10 protein-coding genes are annotated in these 10,016 nt (G+C 72.8%); all 10 read left to right on the top strand.

Translation table 11 applies throughout. From position 1 onward, the window contains the following. Positions 1–79 precede the first annotated feature (79 nt). The 10 genes from ACFV4F_RS12190 (at position 80) to ACFV4F_RS12235 (ending at position 9,907) form a co-directional block, all read left to right on the top strand. The gene (locus tag ACFV4F_RS12190; protein ID WP_380501913.1) at positions 80–994 is read left to right on the top strand and encodes a carbohydrate ABC transporter permease; all 915 of its coding nucleotides are present in this window, start codon (positions 80–82) and stop codon (positions 992–994) included. Positions 995–1,049: 55 nt separating this feature from the next. Beyond that, the gene (locus tag ACFV4F_RS12195; protein WP_380501915.1) at positions 1,050–1,958 is read left to right on the top strand and encodes a carbohydrate ABC transporter permease; all 909 of its coding nucleotides are present in this window, start codon (positions 1,050–1,052) and stop codon (positions 1,956–1,958) included. Between the two features lie 35 nt (positions 1,959–1,993). Beyond that, positions 1,994–3,994, top strand: a complete 2,001-nt coding sequence (locus tag ACFV4F_RS12200; protein WP_380501917.1) for a hypothetical protein — start codon at positions 1,994–1,996, stop codon at positions 3,992–3,994. Continuing rightward, positions 3,991–4,338, top strand: coding sequence for an L-rhamnose mutarotase (locus ACFV4F_RS12205; RefSeq protein ID WP_380438386.1), 348 nt, complete (start codon positions 3,991–3,993; stop codon positions 4,336–4,338). The genes ACFV4F_RS12200 and ACFV4F_RS12205 overlap by 4 nt, the downstream gene beginning before the upstream one ends. Positions 4,339–4,375: 37 nt before the next feature. Further along, on the top strand, positions 4,376–5,260 hold the full coding sequence (locus ACFV4F_RS12210) for an amidohydrolase family protein (RefSeq protein ID WP_380501919.1): 885 nt from the start codon (positions 4,376–4,378) through the stop codon (positions 5,258–5,260). Between the two features lie 28 nt (positions 5,261–5,288). After that, complete coding sequence (locus tag ACFV4F_RS12215) at positions 5,289–6,332, top strand: zinc-binding dehydrogenase (RefSeq protein WP_380501921.1); 1,044 nt, start codon at positions 5,289–5,291, stop codon at positions 6,330–6,332. Continuing rightward, the gene (locus tag ACFV4F_RS12220; RefSeq protein WP_380501923.1) at positions 6,329–7,090 is read left to right on the top strand and encodes an SDR family oxidoreductase; all 762 of its coding nucleotides are present in this window, start codon (positions 6,329–6,331) and stop codon (positions 7,088–7,090) included. The genes ACFV4F_RS12215 and ACFV4F_RS12220 overlap by 4 nt, the downstream gene beginning before the upstream one ends. 125 nt (positions 7,091–7,215) lie before the next feature. Next, positions 7,216–7,845, top strand: a complete 630-nt coding sequence (locus ACFV4F_RS12225) for a bifunctional 4-hydroxy-2-oxoglutarate aldolase/2-dehydro-3-deoxy-phosphogluconate aldolase (RefSeq protein WP_380501925.1) — start codon at positions 7,216–7,218, stop codon at positions 7,843–7,845. Then, a complete protein-coding gene (locus ACFV4F_RS12230; RefSeq protein WP_380438396.1) occupies positions 7,842–8,879 on the top strand; it encodes a sugar kinase in 1,038 nt (345 codons plus the stop codon). The genes ACFV4F_RS12225 and ACFV4F_RS12230 overlap by 4 nt, the downstream gene beginning before the upstream one ends. 35 nt (positions 8,880–8,914) lie before the next feature. Continuing rightward, positions 8,915–9,907, top strand: a complete 993-nt coding sequence (locus ACFV4F_RS12235) for an aldo/keto reductase (RefSeq protein ID WP_380501927.1) — start codon at positions 8,915–8,917, stop codon at positions 9,905–9,907. Positions 9,908–10,016: the final 109 nt, after the last annotated feature.

Consider the following 10,016-nt stretch of genomic DNA (forward strand, 5'->3'; position numbering starts at 1 on the left):
TGGGCCACAAACAACCCCCCGGGGGCCCCCGTGGTCTCTAATATTACCACCCCCCGCCCGTTTGTCCGTTACACTTTTTATGTGCTCCCGTCCCCCCCCCCCCCCGGGGGGTGCGCGGGGCCGCCCCGCCGGCGCCGGCCGGAGCCGGGCCGGCCTGGCCTTCGTGGCCGGCTACGCCGTCCTGCTGATCGCCTTCGGTGTCCTGCCGATCGGCTACGCGGTCTACTTCGCCTTCACCGACGCGGGGGGCACGTTCACCGGCTTCTCGAACTTCGTCACCACGGCGCAGGACTTCCGGTTCGTGGACGCGATCGGCCACGTGGCGCTCTACCTCCTGTTCTGGCTCGTCTCGCTGGTGGTGTTCGTGGTGGCGCTGGCGCTGCTGCTGCACCGCCTGGCGGCGGGGCCGATCGGCCGGACGCTCCGCTTCCTCTACTACATCCCCGGGGCACTGGCGGGTGCCGCGAGCGTGCTGGTGTGGCTGTTCATGCTCGACCCGACGGTCAGTCCGGTCAGCTCCCTGCTGGAGGCGCTCGGGTTCGGCACCTTCGGCGAGGTCATCGCGCCGGGCAACCTGCCGGTGCTGTTCACGGTCATCGCGTTCTGGACCGGGGCGGGCGGCTGGATCGTGGTCATGTACGGCGCGCTCAACAACATCCCGCAGGACGTCCTGGAAGCCGCGCGGATCGACGGCGCCGGCGCCTGGCAGACCGCCTGGCACGTGCAGATCCCCATGCTGCGCAAGTGGATCGTCTACATGGTGATCCTCGCGTTCGCGGGTGGCGCCCAGCTCTTCGTCGAGCCGCAGCTGCTCTCGCTCGCCAGCGTGGGCGTGGCCGGCCGTGACTACTCCCTCAACCAGCTGACCTACGACTTCGCCTTCCAGATGAACGACATCAACGGCGCCGCCGCGGTCTCGATGGAGCTCCTGGTCGTCAGCGTCTCGGCCGCCGGCTTCTTCGTCGCACGGTCGGGATTCTTCGATGCCGACTGAGACCCCCGCCACTCGAGTCGCCGCCACGCCACGCACGGAACGGGAACCACGCGTCATGTGCCGAGCTCCACACCGGGCATCCCGGCGGGCACAGAGGCCCCTGCGGCACACGTCGTACCGGCTGCTGGCCGGCGCCGTCCTGGCGGTCTTCGCGGTGTTCTTCGTGCTGCCGGTGCTCTGGCTCGTCCTCGCGGCGACCAAGACCGACCAGCAACTGGTCCACGGCCACCCGCTCTCCTTCGGCTCCTGGCACGCGCTCAAGGCCAACTGGGACGCGCTGACGGCCTTCCAGGACGGGGCGATCCTCCAGTGGCTGGGCAACTCCGCCGTGTACGCGGTGATCTCCCTGGTCATCACGCTCTGCGTCTCGGTGCCGGCGGGATACGCGCTGGCCATGACCGAGTTCCGCGGCCGGCGCGTCCTGCTCGTCTCGACCCTCGTCGTGATGCTGATGCCGAGCGCCACGCTCGTGGTGCCGCTGTTCCTGGAGGTCAACGCGGCACACCTGATCGGCACCATGTGGTCGATCATCCTGCCGTACTCGTTCTACCCGTTCGGCGTGTACCTGACGTACATCTACTTCACCACCGCCGTGCCGAAGGACCTGCTGGCGGCCGCACGGATTGACGGCTGCTCCGAGTTCGGCGTCTTCCGCCACGTGGCACTGCCGCTGGCGACACCGGTCGTCGCGCTCGTGGGCTTCTTCAGCTTCGTCGCCAACTGGACCAACTACTTCCTGCCCTACGTGATGCTCCCCCAGGACGACCAGATGCCGATCCAGGTGGGCGTCGGCAACCTGCTCAGCAGCGTGCCGCAGTTCAACCCGACCGCCGGATCGCTCGCGATCGAGCGCCCGCAGCTGGCCCTCGCGACCCTCGTGGCCATCACCCCGGTCCTGGTCGTCTTCCTCTTCGCCCAGCGCTTCCTGGTCAGCGGGATGCTCGCCGGCGCCACCAAGGAATGACGCCCGTGCCGTCACCCCGATCGGAGATCCTCCCCATGTCCCCCAGCTCCACCGACCGTTCCCCGGGCGAGGACGCCGCAGCGTCCCCCGCCGAGATCCGGGCCGGGGTGCCGCTGCTGGAACCGCCCGGCTGGGCGGTGGCGCAGCGTGACCTGTTCGACCTGCTCGACCACGGCTGGCGCCGCTTCGCCCGCGACTTCACCGGCCCCGACGGCCGGCTGAACTACACCGGCCGGCTGACCACCCGGGACGGCGTCGACGACTTCTACGAGGTCTTCTTCAACTGGCCGCAGCTGTACCTCCTCGGCGGTGCCGACGACCTCCTGGCCGCCAGCGCGAAGCACTGGGAGGGAGTGACCAGGCACCTCACCGAACTGGACATGCTCCGCGACGAGTACGAGCGCGGCTACGACTGGTTCCACCAGGGCGAGAGCCTGCTCCTGCTCTACTTCCTGTGCATGGCCGACCCCGAGCGCTGGTCCGAGCGCGCCCTGCGGTTCGCCGACCTGTACGTCGACCCGGTCCACGGCAACTACGACCCCTCCCACCGCATCGTCACCCGTCCGCACAACGGCAGTGACCCGGACCGGCAGGGCGTGACCGACGGCGACGTATACCCGTGGCTGCCGAAGGAGGCCGAGACCTACGGCTTCCCGCTCGAATGGCTCCCGGAGGCGCAGGACGGCCCGTACCCGCTCTCGGCGGACCCGCGGCTCGGGGCGCAGATGCGCGAGCGGATGGGCGTCGGCGACACCGCGGTCAACCTCGCCGTGGCCGGGCTGGTCCTCAACGCCTGGGTCCTCTCCGGCGAGCAGCGCTACCGCGACTGGATCGTCGACTACGTCGGCGCCTGGCGGGAGCGCACCGAGGCGAACGGCGGCCTCATCCCGGACAACGTCGCTCCGGACGGGGCGGTCGGCGGCCTGCTGGAAGGCCGCTGGTACGGCGGCCACTACGGCTGGTCCTGGCCGCACGGCTGGCACAGCGTGGGCCACGCGGCCTGCGTGGCGGCGCTGGCCGCGGCGGTGAGCACCGGGGACGACGACTACCTCTCGATGGTCGGCACCTCGCTCGACGCCGTGATCGCCCGGGCCAAGGTGATGCCGTTCAGCGAGTCGGACTCCAGCCTGCGGTCCAAGTGGGTGGTCGAGCTCGGCCCGGACGTCGACTCGCCGACGCCCCACCTCCCGTTCCGGCACAACGACTCGGGCTGGTTCGACTACAACCCGGTCACCCTGCCCGTGCCGATGGCGCTGTGGCACCACACGGCCTCGGACGCCGACCGCGCCCGGCTGGAGAAGCTGCGCGAGGCGGACGGCCTGGACTGGCGCACCGTGCGGCCGTTCCGGGCCAAGGAGGAGTCCGGGCACGAGAAGGCGTGGTTCGCCTTCCTCGCCGGTGACGACCCGGACTACCCCGAGCGGATCCTCGCCGCCGCCCAGGCGCAGGTCCGCCACCGCCTGCGGCGGATGGAGCGCTACCGCGACCTGGAGGTGGACGAGGCCGACATCCACGTGTGGCAGCAGTGCAACCCGGTCGCCACCGAGGCCCTCGTCCAACTGACCTGGGGCGGCCCCCAGGTGCTCTACAACGGCGGCCTCCAGCAGGCCCGGCTGCGCTACCACGACGCCCGGGCCCGCCGCGCCGGCCTGCCGGCGGACGTGGCCGCCCTGGTCACCTCCATCGACCCCGGGGCGACCACCGTCGAACTGGTGAACCTCTCGCCCGAGGTGGAGCGGACGGTGATCGTCCAGGCGGGCGCCCTCGCCGAGCACACCATCACCTCGGTCCGGTACACGACCTGCGCGGACGAGGGCTGGATCGGCGACATGTACGACTACGGCCACACCGAGCCGGTGGTCGGCGAGTCGGAAGCGGCCTGCGACGGCGCGTTCCTGACCGTCCGGCTGCCCGCGTCCACGCGCATACGGATGACGCTCCGGCTCGAACTCCGCACCCGTACCCCCAGTTACCGCTCGCCGTTCGCCACCCCGGGCGACGCGTCGCACCCCGGTGGCGAGGAGGAATCCGCATGAAGCGCTTCGCCCAGACCATCAGGCTCCGGCCCGAGCACCGCGAGGAGTACCTCGAACTCCACTCCGCCGTCTGGCCCGGAGTCGAGGCGGCCCTCCACCGGGCGCGGATCCGCAACTTCGGCATCTTCCTCCACGGTGACGTGCTGTTCTCCTACTTCGAGTACCACGGCGAGGACTTCGAGGCCGACATGGCGGGCCTGGAGGCCGACCCCGTGACCCAGGAGTGGTGGCTGCTCACCGACCCCTGCCAGGAGCCCTGGCCCGATCGGGGCGACTCCCGCCAGTGGACGGAGCTCGCCGAGGTCTGGCACCTGAGCGAGCCCGGCGAGCACTCCGCCGAGTGACCCGCTCCACGCCCGACCGACCAGACCGGAGCCCCCAGTGACCTCCACCCCGCCGCCCGCGCTCATCGACTCCCACCACCACCTGTGGGACCTCGCCCAGCGGCCGCAAGCCTGGCTCGACGAGCCCGCCCTGACGTCGATCCGCCGCACGTTCACCCCCGACGATCTGCGCGCCACCGCCACCAGTACGGTGGCGGGCCGCAGGCTGCACCGCACGGTGGTCGTGCAGTGCGTGCCGGACGTCCCCGAGACCGAGGACCTGCTCGCGCTCGCCGCCCGGGAGCCGCTGATCGCGGCCGTGGTCGGCTGGGTGGACCTCACGTCCCCCGCGGTCGGTGACGAGCTCGACCGGCTGCTCGCCGGTCCGGGCGGCGGCTACCTCAGGTCGCTGCGCAGCCTGGTGCAGGGCGAGACGGACCCGGAATGGCTGCAACGCCCCGACGTCGAACGCGGGTTGGCGGCGCTCCGGGACCGCGGGCTCGGCTACGACGTGCTCGTCCGCAGCCACCAGCTCGACCAGGCGAGCCGGCTCGCCGAACGCCTCCCGGACCTGCCTCTGGTGCTCGACCACGCGGGCAAGCCGGACCTCGCCGGCCGCGAACTGGAGGACTGGGAGCGCCGGTTGCGCCGGCTGGCCGGGCATCCCCAGGTGGTCTGCAAGGTGTCGGGGCTGATCACCGAGGCCGACCACGAGGCCTGGACCACCGCCGACATCCGCCCGGCGTGGGACGTCCTGCTGAGCGCCTTCGGCCCCGACCGGCTGATGTTCGGCTCGGACTGGCCGGTGGCGAACCTCGCCGGAGGCTGGAACCGCTGGGCCGAGACCGTGGACGAACTGCTCGACGGATGTTCCGCCGACGAGACCTCGGCGATCCTCGCGGGCACCGCGACCGCCTTCTACCGCCTCGCCCCCCACTCGTAACCCGTACCGAAGAGACCTTGGAATCACCATGACGCTTGCTGTCCGATATACAGCCGCCCGCACGCTGGACACGGCTCCGTCCGAGCCGTCCGAGCCCGGTCCCGGAGAGGTGCTGCTGGCGCCCGCCTACGTGGGGATCTGCGGTACCGACCTCCACATCTTCCACGGCGACATGGACGCCCGCGTCGCCGCGCCGGCCGTCCTGGGCCACGAGATGTCCGGCCGGGTGGTGCGGGTCGGTGCCGGCGTGGAGGGCTGGCAGGCCGGGGACGCGGTGACGGTGATGCCGCTGCGCTGGGACGACACCTGCCCGGCCTGCCTGAGTGGCCATCAGCACGTGTGCCAGAACCTGGACTTCATCGGCATCGACTCGCCGGGTGCGATGCAGCAACGCTGGACGGTCCCCGCCGACACGCTGATCCGGCTGCCGGGCTCTCTCGCTCTGGACCGGGCCGCGCTGGTGGAGCCCACCGCGGTGGCCGTGCACGACGTCGGCCGGGCCCAGGTGCAGGCCGGTGAGCGGGTCGTCGTCGTGGGCGGCGGTCCGGTCGGCATCCTGATAGCGCTGGTGGCCCGGGCGGCCGGGGCCGAGGTCCGGGTGGTGGAGCTGAGCGCCCACCGGCGGAAGCTGGCCGAGGAGTTGGGGCTCATCACGCTGGACCCGGCCGCCGAGGACGTGGCCGGGGCCGTGCAGGACTGGACCGGGGGCGCGGGCGCGGAGGTCGCCTTCGAGGTGTCCGGTGCGGCGGGCGGGGTCGACACCGCGGTCGAGGTGCTGGGCGTGCGCGGCCGGCTGTGCCTGGTGGCGATCCACCCCCGGCCCCGCGAGGTGAACCTGTACCGCTTCTTCTGGCGTGAACTCACCCTGGTGGGCGCCCGGTTGTACGACCGCTCCGACTTCGAGCGGGCGGTGGCGCTGGTCGCCGACGGCACGATCCCGGCCGAGAAGCTGATCAGCAAGGTCGTGCCGCTCACCGAGGCCCCCGCGGCGTTCGAGGCCCTGGAGGGCGGCGGCGACGTGATGAAGATCCTCGTGGACTGCACCGACGACACCCGGGGGGTCGCCGAATGAACGCCTTCGATCTGACCGGCAGGCTCGCCGTCGTCACGGGAGCCCGGCGCGGCATCGGCCGGGCCATGGCCCGCGCACTCGCTGAAGCCGGCGCGGACGTCATCGGCGTCAGCGCCAACCTGGAGGAGTCCGGCAGCGAGGTCGAGAAGGACGTCCTGGCCGCGGGCCGCAGTTTCGAGGCGATCCGCACCGACTTCGCCGACCCGGACGCGGTGCGGGCCCTGGGTGAGGACCTCGCGGACCGTGAGCGTCCGGTGGACATCCTGGTCAACAACGCAGGCACCATCCGCCGCGCCCCGGCCGCCGAACACCCGGACACCGACTGGGACCTGGTGCTCCAGGTCAACCTGACCGCGCAGTTCGCGCTGACCCGCGCGGTGGGCGCGGCGATGGTGGCCCGCGGCCGGGGGAAGGTCATCTTCACGGCGTCCCTGCTGAGCTTCCAGGGCGGCATCACCGTCCCCGGCTACACCGCCGCCAAGCACGGCATCGCCGGTCTGACCAAGGCGCTGGCCAACGAGTGGGCCGGGCGCGGCGTCAACGTCAACGCCATCGCGCCGGGCTACATCGCCACGGACAACACCCAGGCGCTGCAGGACGATCCGGTGCGCAGCAGGGCGATCCTGGAGCGGATCCCGGCCGGACGCTGGGGACAGGCCGACGACCTGGCCGGCGCCACCGTCTTCCTGGCCTCGGACGCCGCCGCCTACGTCCACGGCACGATCCTTCCCGTCGACGGCGGATGGCTGGGCCGATGAGCGAGCGAAGCGAGATGGGCACATGAGCGAACGAAATGAGGTGGGCGGATGAGCGAGCGAAGCGAGCTCAGCATCAAGAGCAGCGCGTGGGCGAATGCCCCCGTCGAGCGAAGCGAGATGGGCGCATGAGCGAGGATCTGGTCACCGTGCTGGACGGCGCACGCATCATGCCGGTACTGACCCTGCGCGACCCGGCCACGGCCGCCCCGCTGGCCGACGCGCTCGCGTCGGGCGGCGCCCGGTGCGCCGAGGTCACCTTCCGCACCCCGGAGGCCGAGCAGGCGCTCAAGGTGATGGCGGCCCACGGAGGCCTGGCCGTGGGTGCGGGCACCGTGGTCACCCCGGAGCAGGCGGAGCGGGCCGTGGCGGCCGGGGCCCGCTTCGTGGTGTCCCCGGGCTACGACGAGGAGGTCGTGGCGAAGTGCCGGGAGCTGGGGGTCCCCGTGGTGCCCGGCATCGCCACCGCCACCGAGTTGATGCGCGCCCTGCGGGACGGCCTCGACACCGTCAAGGTCTTCCCCGTCGAATCCATCGGCGGCCTGCGCACGCTCCGCGCGCTCGCGGCGCCCTTCCCACGCGTGCGCTTCGTGCCGACCGGCGGGGTCGGTGCCGACCAGTTGCCCGGATACCTCGCCGAGCGCGCGGTCCTCGCCGTCGGCGGCAGCTGGATGGCGACGCCCGCGCACCTGGACCGCGGGGACTACCCGGAGATCCGTCGCCTGACGGCCGAGGCCGTGCGGGTGGGTGCGCCGTGACCGATGTGGTGGCGCTCGGCGAGGTCATGCTGCGCCTCGACCCGGGGGAGGGGCGGATCAGCACCGCCCGCACCTTCCGCGTGTGGGAAGGGGGCGGCGAGTACAACGTCGTGCGCGGGCTGCGCCGGTGCTTCGGCCTTCGGACGGCCGTCGTCACCTCGCTCGCCGACAACGCGGTGGGCCGGCTCGTCGAGGACCTGGTCCTGCAGGGCGGGGTCGACACCTCGCTGATCCGCTGGGTGCCCGACGACGGCATCGGGCGCAGCGCGCGCAACGGCCTGAACTTCGTCGAGCGGGGCTTCGGCATCCGCGGCGCACTCGGCGTCAGCGACCGCGCCCACACCGCCGCGTCCCAGCTGCGCAAGGGCGACGTCGACTGGGACGCGGTCTTCGCGGCGGGGGTGCGCTGGTTCCACACCGGCGGCATCTTCGCCGGCTTGTCCGACACCACCGTCGACGTCGCCGAGGAGGCGATGACGGCCGCCCGCCGCCACGGTGTCACCGTCTCGTACGACCCCAATTACCGCCCGAGCCTCTGGGCCGGCCGCGGGGGGCCGGAGCGGGCCCGGGAGACCGACCTGCGGCTCGCCCGGCAGGCCGACGTCGTCGTGGGCGCCCTGGGGATGGCGGGCCGGCACCCCGGCGCCGAGCGCTTCGGCGCCGACGAGGTGCCGGACGCGCTCGCCTCGGTGGCCGGGCTGCTCCCCGGGGCGCGGGTGCTGGCGACGACCCTCCGCGAGGTCCCGTCGGCCGGGGTGAACGACTGGGGCTCGGCGGCGTGGTCGGCGGAGACCGGTCACGTCGCCGGCCCCCGGATGCCCGGCCTGCACGTCCTGGACCGCATCGGCTCCGGGGACGGCTTCGCGGCCGGTCTGATCCACGGCCTGCTCGCCGGTGCCCCGCTGGAGCGCGCCCTCGCCTACGGCACAGCCCTCGGCGCCCTCACCATGACGACGCCCGGTGACGTCGCCATGGCCTCGCTCGCCGAGGTCGAGGCGCTGGTCGCGGGAGCCTCCGCCGCCGTCCGCCGCTGACCGGCGTCCCCACCCGCACCGACAGGGAGCAGCTCTTGCGCCTCCGGAAGATCCGGCACACACCGGTCGCCGTCACCGAACTCGGTTTCGGCGGCGCGGTGATCGGCAACCTGTACGACGTCACCCCGGAATCCGACGCCCGGGCCGCGATCGACGCGGCCTGGGCGTCGGGCATCCGGTACTTCGACACCGCACCCCACTACGGCCTCGGCCTCTCCGAACGGCGCCTCGGCGCCGCTCTGCGGGACCGTCCCCGGGAGGAGTACGTCGTCTCCTCGAAGGTGGGCCGGCTACTGGTCCCCAACGAGCAGCCGCGCGGGGCCGACACCGAGGGCTTCGCCGTTCGCGACGACCTGCGCCGCCAGTGGGACTTCAGCCGCGACGGGGTGCTCCGCTCCATCGAGGACACGCTCCGGCGCACGGGCCTGGACCGGCTGGACGTCGTCTACCTGCACGACCCCGACGACCACTGGGAGCAGGCCGCCCAGGAGGCCGTGCCTGCGCTCGTCGACCTGCGCGACCAGGGAGTGATCGGCGCCGTCGGGGTCGGCATGAACCAGTCGGCGATGCCGGCCCGCTTCCTGCGCGAGACCGACCTGGACGTCGTGATGCTCGCCGGGCGCTACACCCTGCTCGACCAGTCGGGGCTGGACGACGTCCTTCCCGCGGCGCGGGACCTGGGCCGGAGCGTCGTCGCGGTCGGCGTGTTCAACTCCGGCCTGCTCGCCCGGGACAGGCCCGCGCTCGGCATGAAGTACGACTACCGGGACGCCCCGGCGGACCTCGTCCGCCGGGCTTCGGCCATCGCCGAGGTCTGCGAGCAGCACGGCACCACCCTGCCCGCCGCCGCGATCGCCTTCCCGTACACCCATCCCGCCGTCGTCAACGTCACCCTGGGCATGCGGGACCGCGCACAGGTCGAACGCAACGCGGAGCTCCACCGCCGGCCCGTCCCCGCGGGCCTCTGGGAGCACCTCCGGGCCGAGGGCCTGATCCGGCCGGACGTCCCGGTCCCGGCTGCGGGCTGATCCCGCGAATCCGGCCGAGGGGGGGGGGCCCCCCCCCCCGGGGGGGGGGGGGGGGGGGCGCCGCACACGCGGGCGGGCCGGGGGGGCGGGCGGGCGCCCCCGCGCGGGC

This window comes from Kitasatospora sp. NPDC059722, from assembly GCF_042733235.1.
Lineage (GTDB): Bacteria > Actinomycetota > Actinomycetes > Streptomycetales > Streptomycetaceae > Kitasatospora.